Source organism: Devosia rhodophyticola (assembly GCF_028816475.1).
GTDB lineage: Bacteria > Pseudomonadota > Alphaproteobacteria > Rhizobiales > Devosiaceae > Devosia > Devosia rhodophyticola.
In genome coordinates, this window is sequence record NZ_CP118247.1 from 2,858,994 (window position 1) to 2,874,162 (window position 15,169).

At 58.2% G+C, this 15,169-nt stretch carries 10 protein-coding genes; 9 read left to right on the forward strand and 1 reads right to left on the reverse strand.

The window, feature by feature from the left end:
* The first annotated feature begins 41 nt into the window (after positions 1-41).
* The 5 genes from acs (at position 42) to PSQ90_RS14030 (ending at position 5,484) form a co-directional block, all read left to right on the forward strand.
* Entirely contained in the window at positions 42-1,991 is a 1,950-nt protein-coding gene (acs, locus tag PSQ90_RS14010) for an acetate--CoA ligase (protein ID WP_282210904.1), read from the forward strand.
* A gap of 79 nt (positions 1,992-2,070) precedes the next feature.
* Positions 2,071-3,165 (forward strand): glycoside hydrolase family 3 N-terminal domain-containing protein, encoded by a 1,095-nt coding sequence (locus PSQ90_RS14015; protein WP_282210905.1) that lies wholly within the window; start codon positions 2,071-2,073, stop codon positions 3,163-3,165.
* A gap of 213 nt (positions 3,166-3,378) precedes the next feature.
* Positions 3,379-4,188, forward strand: a complete 810-nt coding sequence (locus tag PSQ90_RS14020) for a UDP-2,3-diacylglucosamine diphosphatase (RefSeq protein ID WP_282210906.1) — start codon at positions 3,379-3,381, stop codon at positions 4,186-4,188.
* Positions 4,189-4,303: 115 nt separating this feature from the next.
* Positions 4,304-4,660 (forward strand): MFS transporter, encoded by a 357-nt coding sequence (locus PSQ90_RS14025; protein ID WP_282210907.1) that lies wholly within the window; start codon positions 4,304-4,306, stop codon positions 4,658-4,660.
* A gap of 14 nt (positions 4,661-4,674) precedes the next feature.
* A complete protein-coding gene (locus PSQ90_RS14030; RefSeq protein ID WP_282210908.1) occupies positions 4,675-5,484 on the forward strand; it encodes an MFS transporter in 810 nt (269 codons plus the stop codon).
* Positions 5,485-5,556: 72 nt separating this feature from the next.
* Here PSQ90_RS14030 and PSQ90_RS14035 read toward each other — a convergent pair whose 3' ends face one another.
* On the reverse strand, positions 5,557-11,040 hold the full coding sequence (locus PSQ90_RS14035) for an apolipoprotein A-IV repeat region-like domain-containing protein (protein ID WP_282210909.1): 5,484 nt from the start codon (positions 11,038-11,040) through the stop codon (positions 5,557-5,559).
* Between the two features lie 332 nt (positions 11,041-11,372).
* On the opposite strand from PSQ90_RS14035, the gene PSQ90_RS14040 reads away from it, so the two are divergent.
* The 4 genes from PSQ90_RS14040 to PSQ90_RS14055 all read left to right on the forward strand — a co-directional run bounded on the left by PSQ90_RS14040 (position 11,373) and on the right by PSQ90_RS14055 (position 15,156).
* Positions 11,373-11,792 carry an Hpt domain-containing protein gene (locus PSQ90_RS14040; protein WP_282210910.1) on the forward strand — a complete coding sequence of 140 codons (420 nt, stop codon included), beginning with the start codon at positions 11,373-11,375 and terminating at the stop codon, positions 11,790-11,792.
* Positions 11,793-11,995: 203 nt separating this feature from the next.
* Positions 11,996-13,597 carry a peptide chain release factor 3 gene (locus tag PSQ90_RS14045; RefSeq protein WP_282210911.1) on the forward strand — a complete coding sequence of 534 codons (1,602 nt, stop codon included), beginning with the start codon at positions 11,996-11,998 and terminating at the stop codon, positions 13,595-13,597.
* Entirely contained in the window at positions 13,594-14,772 is a 1,179-nt protein-coding gene (locus PSQ90_RS14050; protein ID WP_282210912.1) for a class I SAM-dependent methyltransferase, read from the forward strand. Before PSQ90_RS14045 ends, PSQ90_RS14050 begins: the two co-directional genes overlap by 4 nt.
* Before the next feature lie 63 nt (positions 14,773-14,835).
* Positions 14,836-15,156 carry a 2Fe-2S iron-sulfur cluster-binding protein gene (locus PSQ90_RS14055; RefSeq protein ID WP_282210913.1) on the forward strand — a complete coding sequence of 107 codons (321 nt, stop codon included), beginning with the start codon at positions 14,836-14,838 and terminating at the stop codon, positions 15,154-15,156.
* The last annotated feature ends 13 nt before the right edge of the window (positions 15,157-15,169 follow it).

Sequence of the window (15,169 nt, forward strand, 5' to 3'; positions counted from 1 at the left end):
TCTGACTAATCTCGCGCCAAAACAATACTTCGGAGGGATTAATGAGTGACCAACTAGTTTTCGAACCCAGCGAGGCTGCCGTTGCGTGCACCTATGCGACCAAGGCGCAATATGAGGCCATGTATGCGCGCTCCGTCAATGAGCCCGACGCATTCTGGGCCGAGCAGGCCAAGCGGATCGACTGGATCAAGCCCTTCACCAAAGTGAAAAACACCAGCTTTGCCTATCCGGACGTTTCAATTAAGTGGTTCGAAGATGGCGTGCTTAATATTGCTGCCAACTGCATCGACCGGCACCTGGCGACGCGGGGTGATCAAACCGCGATCATCTGGGAGGGTGATAATCCGGGCAACCAGGAGATCATCACCTACAACCAACTTCACGAGAAGGTTTGCCGTTTTGCCAATGTGCTCAAAGCCAACGGCGTAAAGAAGGGTGATCGCGTAACCATTTATATGCCGATGATTCCGGCCGCCAGCTATGCGATGCTGGCCTGCGCGCGGATCGGGGCGGTGCATTCGGTGGTGTTTGGCGGCTTTTCGCCGGATGCATTGGGTGGGCGAATCAACGATTGCCAATCGCGTGTGGTGATTACCGCTGATGAGGGACGCCGCGGCGGCAAATGCGTGCCGCTCAAGGCTAATGTCGATCAAGCGCTGAAAAATGGTGCCCAGGCCGATACGGTACTGGTGGTCAAGAACACCGGCAATAGTGTGGAAATGGAGGCCGGACGGGACGTCTGGTACCATGATGCCGCCGCGGGCGTTGATGCTGATTGTCCGCCTGAACCGATGAATGCGGAAGATCCTCTGTTTGTTCTTTATACGTCAGGCTCGACCGGCAAGCCCAAGGGCGTGCTGCACACAACGGGCGGCTATCTGGTGTGGGCATCGTTGACCCATCAATACGCCTTCGACTATCAGGATGGCGAGGTTTACTGGTGTACGGCTGACGTTGGATGGGTCACAGGCCACACCTATATCGTTTATGGCCCGCTGGCCAATGGCGCCACAACGGTGATGTTTGAGGGCATCCCCAGCTTTCCCGATTGCGGGCGGTTCTGGGAGGTGGTCGACAAGCACAAGGTCAATATTTTCTATACTGCACCGACCGCCATTCGCGCCCTGATGGGAGCGGGATCACAGTGGGTGGACAAGGCAGACCTTTCCTCGCTGCGGCTGATCGGCTCTGTCGGCGAGCCGATCAATCCCGAGGCCTGGTTGTGGTACAACAAGCATGTTGGCCGCGAGCGCTGTACGGTGATTGATACATGGTGGCAAACGGAAACCGGTGGCATTCTGATTTCGCCGTTGCCAGGGGCCGTTGCCGCCAAGCCAGGCTCGGCCACGCTGCCGTTTTTTGGCATTCAACCGGTGGTGCTTTCGCCCGAAGGGGTGGAGCAGACCGAGACCAAGGCTGAAGGGGTTTTGGCGATCAAGGACAGTTGGCCGGGGCAGGCGCGCACCATCTGGGGCGATCATGAGCGGTTTGTTTCGACCTATTTTGAGACCTACAAGGGGCTGTATTTTACAGGTGACGGCTGTCGGCGTGATGCGGACGGTTACTACTGGATTACCGGGCGCGTTGACGACGTGCTCAATATTTCTGGCCACCGGCTGGGGACCGCCGAAATTGAAAGTGCGCTTGTGGGGCACCCGAAGGTTTCGGAGGCCGCCGTTGTCGGCTATCCGCACGACATCAAGGGGCAGGGCATTTATTGCTATGTCACGCTAATGGAAGGCGAGAGCTATGACGATACGCTCAAGACCGAGTTGCGCAACTGGGTCCGTAAGGAAATTGGCCCGATCGCCACGCCCGACCTGATCCAGTGGGCGCCGGGCCTGCCAAAGACTCGCTCGGGCAAGATCATGCGCCGCATCTTGCGCAAGGTTGCGGAAAATGAATTCGGCAGCCTTGGCGACACGTCGACATTGGCGGATCCCGCTGTTGTGGAGAATCTGATAGAAAACCGGCAGAATCGACCTGCCTGATGGCTGATCGCGGCGGAGACTTGTTTTCCGCCGCAATTGCCAAGCAGTTTCAGGGCGCTGAGTTCAACAGGATTTTGCCGTGCTACTTGCCCTGAGACCCGCCCTGGCCGCCCTGGTCGCCAGCCTGATGATGATTGCGCCCGGATTTGCCGCCTCGCTTGACGAAATGGCAGGGCAAATGATCGTGATTGGCTTTCAGGGCGATAGCGCCAATGACAAGTCGATCAAGGCGCTGACCGCCGAACTGGCTGCCGGAGACATCGGCGGGGTCATGTTTCTCAAGACCAATGTGTCGAGCCTTGCGGCGGTCAAGGCCATGAATGCCGCGTTTCGCGACGCCAGCCCAGCGCTGCCGCCTTTCATCACGCTGGATCAGGAGGGCGGTGCTGTTGAGCGGCTGACCAAGGACGTCGGCTTCACCGAAATCGCCAATGCACGCACGATCGCGCGAAAAATGTCGCCCGAACAGGCCGAAGCAGTCTACGCCAAGATGGCCAAAGCCATTGCCGATCTGGGTTTTACCGTCAATTTCGGCCCAGTGGCGGACCTTGATATCAACCCCAACAATCAAATCATTGCCAAGTTCGGTCGAGCGTTCAGCGCTGATCCGGCCGTGGTAGCCCAATATGACGCGGCCTTTATCGCAGCGCACGAACAGGCCGGTATTTTGACGGCGCTGAAGCATTTTCCGGGGCATGGATCGTCGACCGCCGATAGTCACGAAGGCTTTGTCGATATTACCAAGACGTGGTCGAAAACTGAGCTGGAACCCTATCGTGCGCTATTTTCCCAAGGCTATACGGGTATGGTGATGGTGGGGCACCTGTTTCATGCGGATTATTCAGATGCTGGCGCCAAGACGCCATCTTCGCTTTCGAGCCAGTGGATCACGGGCGTGTTGCGCGGCGATCTGGGGTTTGATGGTGTTGCGATCAGCGACGATCTGGAAATGGGCGCCATCCGCAAGCACTTCAATCTCAAGCAGACGGTGACCGGCGCGGTGCGCGCGGGACTTGATGTGCTGCTGTTCTCCAATACAGCCAACTATCACGCGGGGCTCGGCGACGAGGTGCGGGCCATTCTGGTTTCGGAGGCCAAGGCAGATCCCGAATTTGCAGCGCGGATTGAGCAAAGCTACAATCGGATCGTGGCGCTAAAGGCCCATATCCGGTGACCGATCTGGCGAATCAAAATGTTGTTTTATTGCCCAAATGCGTGATTTCTTGATTCAGTGTGCCGCGATAAAGCATTGAAATATAATAAGTTTGTGAACCATCGGTGCGCATGTGAACGCAGATTGTTTCCACTTGGCCATTGGGCGGTTAAAGTGGCACCCCTTCGCGCAGTGTATTTGCGCAGATCAGGATGAAATGAGGCGCCAGGCTCAATGAATGAACCCCGAGAGACCCGACACGTTCGAGCCTTGTTTATATCGGACGTGCATTTGGGGATGAAGCCCATTCGGGTTGGGCAGTTGATCGATTTCCTGCGCGCCCATGAGGCTGATACGATTTATCTGGTCGGCGATATTGTGGACGGCTGGCGGCTGGCAAAAACCTGGCATTGGCCCAGCGAATATAATGTGTTGGTGCAAATCCTGCTCGACAAGGCCAATGCGGGCACGCGCGTCATCTATCTGCCTGGCAATCACGATGAGTTTTTGCGCGAATATCTTGGCACCTATTTTGGCGAGATCGAGTTTGTGGATCGTACCGTCCACACAACGGCGCAGGGCAAGACTTATCTGGTCATTCACGGCGATCAGTTCGATGTGGTGGTGATGAATGCCAAGTGGCTCGCCCATGTAGGGGACTGGGCCTATAATCTGGCGCTCCGGGTCAATATCGCTATCAACTGGGTACGGCGTCGGTTGGGCCTGCAATATTGGTCGCTGTCGTCGTGGGCCAAGCAAAAGGTCAAGAATGCCGTCAGCGTGATCGGCCGTTTTGAAGAGGCGCTGGTTTATGAAGCCAAGCAGTCGGGCGTCGATGGGGTCATTTGCGGCCATATCCACTTTGCTGACATGCACGATCGGCTTGGCATCCATTACATCAACACCGGCGATTGGGTGGAAAGCTGCACCGCGATTGCCGAGACGGAAGATGGCAGTTTTGAACTGATCAAATGGACTGAAATGGCTGCGGGTGAGCCACGCAAATTTCGGTTGCGTCGTCAGGACCGGTCTGCCGCCTCCTGAGGACTGCCGGTATCAGGCAAAAACTATTTGGCTTTCGTTGCCCCTAACGACTTGATCTTGGGCTGATTGCGGGCATGGTGGCGCCGGGCGCGTCCTTGCCCGGAGTTTCAAATTCATGGCCAAGAACATAGTGCAGCGGCTGTCGCCGGAGCTGCGCGCATCGATTTTTCATTCCACCGTGTTCATGTCGATGGGCGTGGCCTCAGTCTATCTGGCGATCTGGCTGACCGAGAAGGGTCTTAATACCGATCAGATCGGCATCATCAACGCTTTTCCCGTTCTGATTTTGCTGCTGCTCAACCAGTTGATCGGTCGGTTGGCGGACCGGGCCAGCGACTGGCGGACGGTCATTGCGATTCTGGCAATATTTGGTGGCATGGTGCCCATCGGCCTGTTCTTTGTCGATGAGTTCTGGGGAATTTTGCTGTTCTGGGGATTTTGCGCCATGTCGGCGGGTTCAATCCCCCAGTAGTCGACGCCGCGACAGTGCGAATGACCCAGCGCAATGGCAGCGATTTTGGTTTTATTCGCGCCTGGGGTACTGTCGGCTTTACCGCGGCAACGATTGTCGCCGGGCTGGTGATTGCCGCTTTTGGGCCCAAGGCATTTTTGCCGTTGTTCCTGGGTATGTCGATGTTGCGGGCATTGGCAGCGTTGCAGTTGCCGCGTTTTCGCGCACCGGCACAGCAATTGACGCTTGCCGCAGTCAAGCCGGGGGCAGCCAATGTTCGCGAACTGCTGAAACCGTGGTTTCTGCTGCCTCTGATCGGTTTTGCACTGGTCAACTCCACCCATTCCATCCTTGGCGGGTTTGCCGCACTCGTCTGGCATCAAAACGGGGTGTCCGAGCAATTGCTGGGCCCCCTGATTGCCACGGCGGCGGCGGCGGAGGCTGTCATCATGTTTGTCTGGCGCCGGATTGGCGGCAACATTTCAGCGCGCCACATGATTCTGATTGCGGCGGTGGCGACGGTGGTGCGCTGGACGGCGATGGCGTTCAATCCACCGGTCGCGGTGTTATTCGGCCTGCAGATGCTGCATGCCTTCACTTTCGGTGTCGGCTATTTTGGCGTGGTGCATTTTATCGCCAACTGGACCAGCGAAGACATTGCTGCCGAAGCGCAGGGTGGGGCCGTAATGCTACAGCAGGCGGCGTCCGTGATGGCGCTGGTTGGCTTTGGCTGGCTGCTGGGTCAGGTGGGTGTGACGGCATTTCTGGCGCCTGCGGCACTGGGCGCGGTTGGTGTGCTGCTGCTGATCCTGTCGCTCAAGATGCAGCCGCCCAAGGCGCATTGAAACTGCATTGCAGGCAAACAAAAGCGGCCCCATGGCTTTCCATGGGGCCGCTTATTTATTCATCAGGATCAATCAGCTGAGGCGCCCACTTGCGTGGGCCAGGGTGGTGTAGACCTTGCCGCGATCCGAAAGCAGGTGGGCACGGGTTTCGGTTGCCCCATTCGGGCCGGCAACAGCGCGTTTCAACAACTGCTCGAATTCGCCCATGTAGGCCTGGGCGGTGCGGGCGAATTCAGGGTCGCGCTGCATTTTCTTGCGCACTTCGTCGTAGGTGCCCTGACCAGACAGCGTATAAATCCGGCGCGAGAACACGTTGGATTCGCCGGCCTGATAGCGAGCCCAGGCTTCTGAAAGGGCCGCATCGTCGATGGCGCGGGCGATTTCCTCAGTCAGGCCCGATAGGCTTGCCTGCTGGGCGCCGGCCTGTTTGGCCGTGGCGTTGCGCAATACATCACGCAGCCAACCGCCGCCTTCCTGCTGAGCAGGGGCTTCGGTGGTCGCGGTGTCGCCGTCCTGATTTTTTAGAGCGGCGCGAGAGGGTTCAACGGGCTCGCGACGCGTTGGTTCTGGAGCCGGGGTCGCGGGGCGTGGTTCGCTGGTGCGGCGGACCTCGGCACGAACGGGTTCTGGACGTGGCGCTGGTTCCGGTGGCGCAATCGGTGCAGCCGGACGAGCGGGGGTGCGACGATCATTGATGTCGCTGGTCGCTGGCTGCGAGCGTACGATGGCGTTGAGTTCAGACAGCGCTTCGATCTGCTCGGCCACAACGCGCCGCATGGCGGCTGCACTGGCCCGCGTTTCCTCAGGCAGCTCGGAAACGCCACGGGCCAGTTCGGAGCGAGTGGCTTCGAGTTCGGTGCCCACTTCGCGCGCGGTCTGGCGCATTGCCCCTGCCGTTTCGTTAAAGCGGGCAGTGGCGTCGTCGATGGCCTTCTGCATTTCGGCCAGCATGGTCTCCTGGGCGACACGAAGGGCATCATTGGCGCGGCGCCCTTCTGCATCGGCACTTTCGCGGAAGCCGCCCATGCGTGAGGTGACATCGCTGCTGGTCTGTTCCAGCGCCTTGCGAAGCGAGCCAGTGTGATCGGCAACGGCCTTTTGGACCAGATCGGTGCTTTCCTCGATGGTGCCGGCCAGAGCGCCCTTGCTTGTGTCGAGTACCTTGGACACACCGTCGGTTGTGTGCGACAGCACTTCGCTGAAGCGCTCGCTCGTGGCGGTGAGTGTCTCGTTGACCCGCTCGCCATTGGCGGTAAGGGCCTCGTTGACCTGCAAGGTGTTCTCGGCCAAGGCGTTGGCCACAACATTGCTGGTCTGGTGCATAGCGGAGGAAGCAGAATCGCTGGCCCGTAACAGGGCGTTATCGACCTGCGAACTGGTAGAGGTGAGCGCGTTGTTGACCTTTTCGGTCGTAACATAAAGCGCGTCGTTGACCTTGTCCGTCGTGCTGTTGAGCGTGTCGTTGACGCGATCTGCCGTTGTTGACAGCGATTCCCGAACACGCTCGGTTGTCGTGGTCAGCGAAACATTGACGGTTTCGGTGGTTGTGGTCAGGGCCTCGGTCATCGTGAGCGAGGTGGCGGTCAACGTTTCATCCATAGCGCGGCGGGCGTCGATCATGCGGCGCTCGGTTTCGTTGACTGTATCGGCGATGGATTGGGCGAACATGCGCATCCGGCCTTCGATATCGTCGGCACGTGAGGCAAAGCTCGTTGCCAGGAGGTCCATGGCACCGCGACGTTCCTCGAGGTTTTCCAGTGCAAAGCTGCCGGTCGTGGTCAGTGCATTGGCGGCCTCGCCAATGCTGTTGCTCTCGGCGTCGAGCTTGCCAAGGATGCCGGAGAATTCGCCGACCATGGACTGGATGGTAGCCTGCAGGGCGCCAACATGCTGGCTGACCATCTGACCCGCTTCCTCGGTCTGGCCGACGGCCTGACGGACGGTACTCGAATAGTTGGCCGTCTGCTGGGCAACGCTGGATTCGAGCTGGGAAAGGTTGGTGGTCGATGCTTCGAGCACCCGCTGCAACAAGGTGTTGCTGTCGTTGAGTTTGCTCAGGGCATTGTTGACGTCGTCAAGAATGCGCGAGGTAGAAACAGCCATGATCGCTTCGGCTTCCCTGGCATTTTCGCCAAGTGCTTCGCGGAGGACATTGCCATGGCTGAGTAGGGCAACCTGCAACTGGTCGGATTTTTCGCTGACCAGTGATGCGAAGGCGCTGGTCTGCTCGTCGACGGCTGAATTGATCTCGGACATGCGACGGGCAATGCCCTGAGCCGTGTTGACAGCCTTTACCGAAACCAGATCGTCAATATTGGTGGCAGCAAGCTGGATCTGTTCAAGAGCGCCGCGCACCGCGACATCCATGCGGTTTGCGGTTTCAGTCACATCAGCGGTGATTGTACTGGTGGCGGTAACCAGGCGGGTGGCGATGGTTTCCTCGATGCGGTCAGCACCGGATTCCAGATCGGTCATCGACTGAGTGATCGCCGTGTTGATTGTCGCGTTGAGTGCCGTCAGGCGATCTGCGGTAATGTCGGCGCGGGCGGTGATGGCCTCAGGCAGGGTGCCCAGGCGTTGATCGACCATGTCGGTAATGGCCTGGCGCGCCGAGTTGACGCCGGTTTCGATGAGGTCGGCAGCCTGACGGGTGCTTTCGCTGACAGTGGTGGACGCGGCATCAATCCTGCCTGTCAGGCCGTTTTCGGCGTCAACGATGCGCACAATGGCGTCATCAATGCCATGACCCAGCGTGTCGTTGAACTCGGTGACCTTGGAGCCGATGAGCTGGGACATGGTGTCGACGCGCTCGGCCATGGTGTCGGTAACGCCGCGCAGCGATGTCTCGATCTTGTCGCGGGCGGTATTGCCCTGATTTTCTATGGTCGTTGCCAGTTCCGCCGTGCGCTGGCCGATGGACTCGGAAATCTCGCTAGTGCGTTCGCCCAGCATTTCGGACATTTGCTGGGTACGGGTATTTAGGGCTTCGGACAGCTGTGTGGTCCGCGTCCCTACGACGCCAGCCAACTGCTGGGTGCGGGTGTCTAGCGCCTCGGACAATTCGGTTCCGCTGGTGTTGATCGCACCAGACAGTTGCGCTGTGCGCTCGGCAACGGTTTGCGCGAAGGCATCGGAATGGCTGTCCAGAGCGCCGGTGAGGCCCTGGGAACGGTCGTCAATCTGGATCGCCAGATTTTGAGCCCGATCATCGATCTGGGCTGCCATGCGCTCGGCGCGCTCGTCAAGCTTGGCAGTCATATAGTGAGTGCGCTGGTCGACGCGGTCGGTGAAGCTCTGGGTCCGCTCGTCGATCTGATCAGTCAAACGCGTGGTGCGTTCGTCCAGCTGCTCGGCAAGTTTGCCGGTGCGATCATCAAGCTGGCTGGCGAGATTGGTCGTGCGGTCATCCAGCGTTGCCGCAAGATTGTCGCTACGCTCGTCGATCTGGGTGCTCAGTTCGGTCGTGCGAGAGGCGAGGGTATCGGCCAGGCGCTGCGTGCGACCGGCAATGGCCTGATCAAAGGCCTGCGTGCCGCCAACAAGAGTTTGTCCCAGTTCCTGGGAGCGAATGCGAATGGCTTCGTTGAGATCGCGGCTGCGGCTGTCGAGTGTTTCTTCCAGTTCGCTGGCATGGTTTTGGAAGGAAGAACTGATCTCCTTGGTCCGCCCACCAAGCATGCCATCAAGCTGCTGCGTGCGGCCATCCAGTGCCTCGGCGATGATATCCGTATGCCCGGAAAGGCTATCGACTATTTCTCGGGTGCGACTGCCGATGGTTTCGGTGATCAGCTGGGTCCGTTCGCCGAGCGCCGCATTCATTTCCTCGGTGCGCTGGGCAACGGCCTCGCTAAAACGGCCAGACTGCTCATCAAGTGCCATTTCGAGCACATTGGCTCGGGCGGCAAAGTTTGAGCTGTGGCGGCTCAAAGCCTCGACCAGACGGTCACCCTTGTCACCCAATACGCCATCAAGGCTGTGCAGGCGTGAATCAAGAATGTCGGAAATTTCGTTGAGGCGGCCATCAAACAGCGACAGTGATTCAGAGCCAGCGGCCACGATGGTGCCGTGAGCGCGTTCGGAGGTGTCATCGAGCGCACCACTGATTTCGATCAGAGCTGACTGCAGGCGACTGTCCATGGCGTTGAGTTGGATCGCAACGCTCTCGTCAAGCTGATGCGTCAGGGCGTTCAGCATGGTTTCGGCTTCGCGCGAGCGGCTGGAGAGATCGTTGTTGATCTGGGCGCCGATCATGTCGAGAGCGCCCGTAACCTCGTGACCGCGCTCGCGCAATTGATCGAGCAACGACGTGCCGCCATTGGTGAGCAGATGCGAAATCTCGCTGGTGCGCTCTTCAAAAGCGCTAGTAAGCGCATTGGTACGCTGCTCAAGCGCGCCCGACAAAGCGCCGGATCGATCTTCGAGCATACCCGACAGTGCGTTGGTGCGATCTTCGAGCGTGCCCGATATGGTTGCGGCGCGGCTGTCGAGCGCTTCTGTCAGGGCCGACATGCGACTGTCTATGGTCGAGGCAATTTCGTTCTTGCGCGTTTCGAAATCGCGGGCAATTGCGCCGGTGTGATCTTCAAAGCTGCTCGACAGGCGGGCAGCGCTATTGTCGAGCGCACCAAGGAATTCGCCGGTGCGATTATCAACCAACGCGATGAAGTTCTCGCTGCGATCACCGAAAGCGGTGCTCAAGGTATTGCCTGCGGTTTCGAGCGCTTTGGTCAGATTGCCGCCGCTATCCACGATGGAGCCAGCAATGCGCTGGGAGATCATGTCCAGATCAAACACCAGGCCAGTGTGGCTCTCGGTGATGGCTTCGCGGACGCGGTCGGTATTGGTCAATACGCTTTCGCGCTGGCTGGCCAGTTCCGAAATCAGCGAGCGCATGCGCGACTCGTTGTCGGAGTAAGTCCGTTCGAGCGCCGTAACCTCGTTGTGAATCATCACTTCGAGCTCGCCGGCACGCGAAAGGGCGCGTTCCAGCCCGTCGCCCAGCGCGTTGACTTCACGGCGGACGGCCTGACCGACCGAGGCGACCTTGTCGGCAGCAGCGACTTCGGGTTCGGCGAGCCGAATGGCCGCCTGGGTGATTGAGGAGGCGGCATTGCGCAAGTCCTGCGCGCGCCGGAACAGGGTAGCAAGGCTGAAAAATCCGAGGACCGGCAGGAACATGATGGCCAAAAAGCCGATGAAATCCAACGTGCCTATGAAGCTTGAAACGTCAATGGCACCAAAACGCAAATAGCCAGCGACGCCGGTTACTACGACCCATGCCACCGAAATGCCGAAGGCAACCCAGGTTGGCCTCGCCGACGAAGTGCCGTGAAGGTTCTGCATAAGCCGCGATGCGGGAAAGCGGTCGTCGTTGGCGACCGATCCTGCCTGCGCGGCGATCTTGTCAGCGGCGCGGGAGCGTTCGGATCGGGAACTATCGCTCTTGGGTTCAGCGTCTGCCGGGGCAGTGAACACTGAGTCCTTGAGGGCATCCTCTACGGCTGAAAAAGCCAGCGCTGCGGGATCATTTGCGGATTGGGTCGGGTTCTTAGCCATACTCTATACAACTCTCGCGTCGGCTTTGTTGCGACAATGCGGCATGCGCGAGTTGTATGACACGCGCCCTGTTTCCAGGATGCCTGCCAAATGAGTACAATTGGATGCAAAATACCCCAATGCCCCATCAACCCACGCCGCCGCGCGCTGGTTAGCCCTCATTAATACATTCAATTTGATCCAAACCGAACAATTTCTTACCCAAAGGTTAATTTTTTAGTGAGGAACTCGAAGAGTCAAACCGCAAACAAAGGCGAACTTGTGACTTAATCACCTGTTCATCCCGGCAAAATAAGGTTGTTGGTGCAGATATTGCCTCGATGGAGGCGAGCATGCCCGGCAACAAGGTTTTTGGCCCCATGAAACATGGTTCGGCAGCAGTTGAGGTTTTGGTTCCGGCGCTTGACGAAGAGCGCGGTGGGCCGATTGATCGTGTGCATCTGGCCAAGCAGTGCCTAGGCGACGCAAATCTCGAGATCGAGATTTTGCGTATGTTCGATCTGACGATCCAGACCTATATGGACCGGTTACGTCAGGCCGAAGACCCCGAGGAAATAGCTAAAGTTCTGCATACGCTCAAGGGGGCCGCAGCCGGCGTTGGAGCGGTGGCAATTGCAACGCTTGCCCGCCAAGGCGAGCAGGAGATGCAGGCCGGTCGGAACGTAGAATCTGAGGCCATCGCGGATATCGGCATGGCCGTTGAAGAAGTGCGCGCCTATATCACCCAACAGGTTGGCCTCGACGACGAATAGCCAATGATCGCGCATGATGAATTGCGCCTGCCAGTAGCGTGGGGCGGTCGGCAATTGTTGATGCCAGAATGTGTCCGCAAGTTTGACGCCTGCGCGGGCTTGGGCCTATAGAGCGGCCAACGGCATTTTCAGCCCATTGATGTAAAGTTGTCAGCGTGCCCTATATAAAGTGGCTGGCAAGCGGCAAGGCGTTTCGATTTTCCATGAGCATGACTGATCTGTCTCCAGAGCAAGACCGTGTGGCGGTAGCGCCATTCCAGACACGGCGCACCTTTGCCATCATCTCGCATCCCGATGCGGGCAAGACGACGCTAACCGAACGTTTGCTGGCGGCTGCCGGAGCTATTCAGGCCGCGGGAGCAGTGCGGGGCAAGGCCGGGGCGCGGTCGACGCGTTCTGACTGGATGGAAATCGAGCAAAAGCGCGGCATTTCCATCACCTCGTCTGTGATGACTTTTGAGTTGAACGGGCTAACGCTCAATCTGCTCGACACTCCCGGCCACTCAGATTTTTCCGAAGACACCTATCGCACGCTGACGGCCGTTGATGCGGCAATCATGGTGATCGACGCGGCCAAGGGCATTGAAGCGCAGACGCTCAAATTGTTCGAGGTTTGCCGGCTGCGCGACATTCCTATCATTACCTTTATCAACAAGGTGGACCGCGAGGGGCTGGGCCCGCTTGATCTGATGGATGAAATTGCGGGCAAGCTGGCGCTCGATCTGACGCCGATACTATGGCCCATCGGGCAGGGCGTTGATTTCCACGGCTATATCGACTTGCTCGAAAAACGCGTTCTCAATCCGGCAGGCAAACCGATTGCCGAATATGAGGAGATTGAGGATCTGCTCGATAATGATGCGCTGGTGGATGACCCGGTCTTCATGACCGCGCTTGAATCGCTTGAGCTGGCGCGTTCGGCGCTACCACCATTTGATTTGGCTACCTTCCATGCCGGCCATTTGAGCCCGGTATTGTTTGGTTCGGCGCTCAAGGGCATTGGGGTGGCTGAATTGTTGCGCACGCTGGGCGAGTGGGGGCCTGAACCGCGCCCGCAACCGGCCATTCCATTGCCGATCCAGCCGGCGGATAAGAAGGTGTCGGGCTTTGTCTTCAAGGTCCAGGCCAATATGGACGCCAATCATCGTGACCGCATTGCCTTTGTGCGGCTGTGCTCGGGCACCTTTACCCGTGGCATGCGGCTCAAGAATGTACGGTCGGGCAAAGACATGGCGGTTTCCAATCCGATGTTCTTTTTCGGCAATGATCGCGAACTGGCTGAGGAAGCTGTGGCCGGAGATATTGTGGGCATTCCTAACCACGGCACGCTTAGCGTTGGTGATACGCTGACCGAGGGGGCGACGATCAATGTGACCGGCATTCCCAATTTCGCGCCCGAAATCATCCGCCGCGTCCGGCTGATGGACGCGATGAAGACCAAGCAGATGGCCAAGGCGCTCAATGATCTGGCCGAAGAAGGCGTTGCCCAGGTTTTCCGGCGGATCATGGGATCGGACTGGATCGTGGGTGTCGTTGGCCCGCTGCAGCTGGAAGTGCTCGGATCGCGCATCGCCAAGGAATATGGTGTGCCGATAGATTTTGAGAGCATGAATTATGAGGTGGCTCGCTGGGTCGAAAGCGATGATCCTGAGGAGTTGAAGCGCTTCATTGCGGCGCAGAAAAACAACATCGCCGAGGATCGTACGGGTTCGCCCGTGTTTCTGGCGCAAAATGCCTGGTGGGCGGACCGTGCCAAGCAGGATTTCCCCAAACTGCGCTTCATGGCGACCAAGGAACGGCATTGACCGCCGCCCCACAGATCGAGGCCTTTCTGAACGATGTGAAAACAGCGTTCAATGAGGGCAATTTGGTGCGTCTCAAGCTCATGGGCTATCACGGGCCGGAAGAGGCGCTGAAGTCGGTTGAGATCAAGAAGATCGTGGTCAAGCGCCTGGACAAGCTCAGTTTTACCTATCGTTACAAGACCCGTGACATCATCAAGAACCATATTCTGCCCGAGGCCATTGGTCTGCTCAGGGCCGATCTTGGCGATGCGTTTCGCACGGCACTCCTTGAGACAACAGAGTTCGATCTTAGCTTTGAACGCCAGGGCGACAAAGTGCGCACCAAACGCCACAAGGCGAGCCGCCCGGTCCCCTCAGCCAGCCATGACCGGGCCAAGAACCGGCTGATTGCACCAGAGGGCAAGAGCTATCTGCACGCACTCAAGATCACGGACGCGCAAGGTAATGTCCTGAAGGCGGCGCAGGATAAATATCGTCAAATCAATAAGATGGTTGAGATTTTTGCGCCTTTGATTCAAGCAATTCCGGCCGATCGGTTGCATAAAATTGTCGATATGGGATCGGGCAAGGGTTATCTGACCTTTGCGCTTTTTGACTATCTGACCAACACCGCCAAGGCAGATGTCGAAATCGTCGGCGTCGAGTTCCGCGATGAGCTGGTGACGCTTTGCAACGGCATTGCAGGCGATGCCGGTTTTGCCAAACTGCGGTTCGAGCAGGGTGCCATTGAGCAGTTCGATAGCAGCGATGCCTCGGTGGTCATTGCCTTGCATGCCTGCGATACAGCCACCGACGACGCCATTCACAAGGGCATTGTGGCGGGGGCCGAGTTGATTGCCGTGGCGCCTTGCTGCCACAAGCAGATTCGCCGCCAGATCGAGGCGGGGAAGGCTCGCAATGACCTCGATTTTCTGTTGTCGCATGGCGTATTCATGGAGCGTCAGGCGGAGATGGTCACCGACGGATTGCGCTCGCTGATCCTTGAAGCGGCCGGGTACAAGACCAAGGTTTTTGAGTTTATCTCAGACGCGCACACGCCCAAGAATGTTCTGATCGTTGCTCAGAAAACCCACATTGCGGCTTCGGAACGCACCGCGATCCTTAACCGAATAGAGGCGACCAAGGCCTATTTCGGCATCGGCTACCATCATCTTGAACGGCTACAAAGCCTCTAGAACTTGCAGCGTTTCGGCGCTGCGGCTATATCCCCAAAATATTCTCACCCAAGAACTGGCCCCATGACCAAAATTACCTTTATCGAAGCCGACGGCACGCGCCATGAGACCGATGCGGAGGCTGGAGCCACCGTCATGGAGACGGCGATCATGAACGCGGTGCCGGGGATCGTTGCCGAATGTGGCGGCGCCTGCACCTGCGCGACCTGCCATGTCTATGTCGACAAGGAATGGGAAGAAACCGTGGGTGGTCCCTCGGCTATGGAAGAGGACATGCTCGATTTTGCCTTTGAAGTAAAACCGTCCAGTCGCCTCAGCTGCCAGATCAAGGTCAAGGATGAACTTGACGGTCTGGTGGTGCATGTGCCGGGTCGTCAGGGCTGATTTTCGCCTTTGT

Excerpts from the sequence above, each read along its gene's own strand:
- PSQ90_RS14035 (WP_282210909.1), bottom strand. The coding sequence starts at position 11,040 with ATGGCTAAGAACCCGACCCAATCCGCAAATGATCCCGCAGCGCTGGCT.
- PSQ90_RS14040 (WP_282210910.1), top strand. The coding sequence starts at position 11,373 with ATGCCCGGCAACAAGGTTTTTGGCCCCATGAAACATGGTTCGGCAGCA.
- PSQ90_RS14025 (WP_282210907.1), top strand. The coding sequence starts at position 4,304 with ATGGCCAAGAACATAGTGCAGCGGCTGTCGCCGGAGCTGCGCGCATCG.
- acs (WP_282210904.1), top strand. The coding sequence starts at position 42 with ATGAGTGACCAACTAGTTTTCGAACCCAGCGAGGCTGCCGTTGCGTGC.
- PSQ90_RS14055 (WP_282210913.1), top strand. The coding sequence starts at position 14,836 with ATGACCAAAATTACCTTTATCGAAGCCGACGGCACGCGCCATGAGACC.
- PSQ90_RS14020 (WP_282210906.1), top strand. The coding sequence starts at position 3,379 with ATGAATGAACCCCGAGAGACCCGACACGTTCGAGCCTTGTTTATATCG.
- PSQ90_RS14045 (WP_282210911.1), top strand. The coding sequence starts at position 11,996 with ATGAGCATGACTGATCTGTCTCCAGAGCAAGACCGTGTGGCGGTAGCG.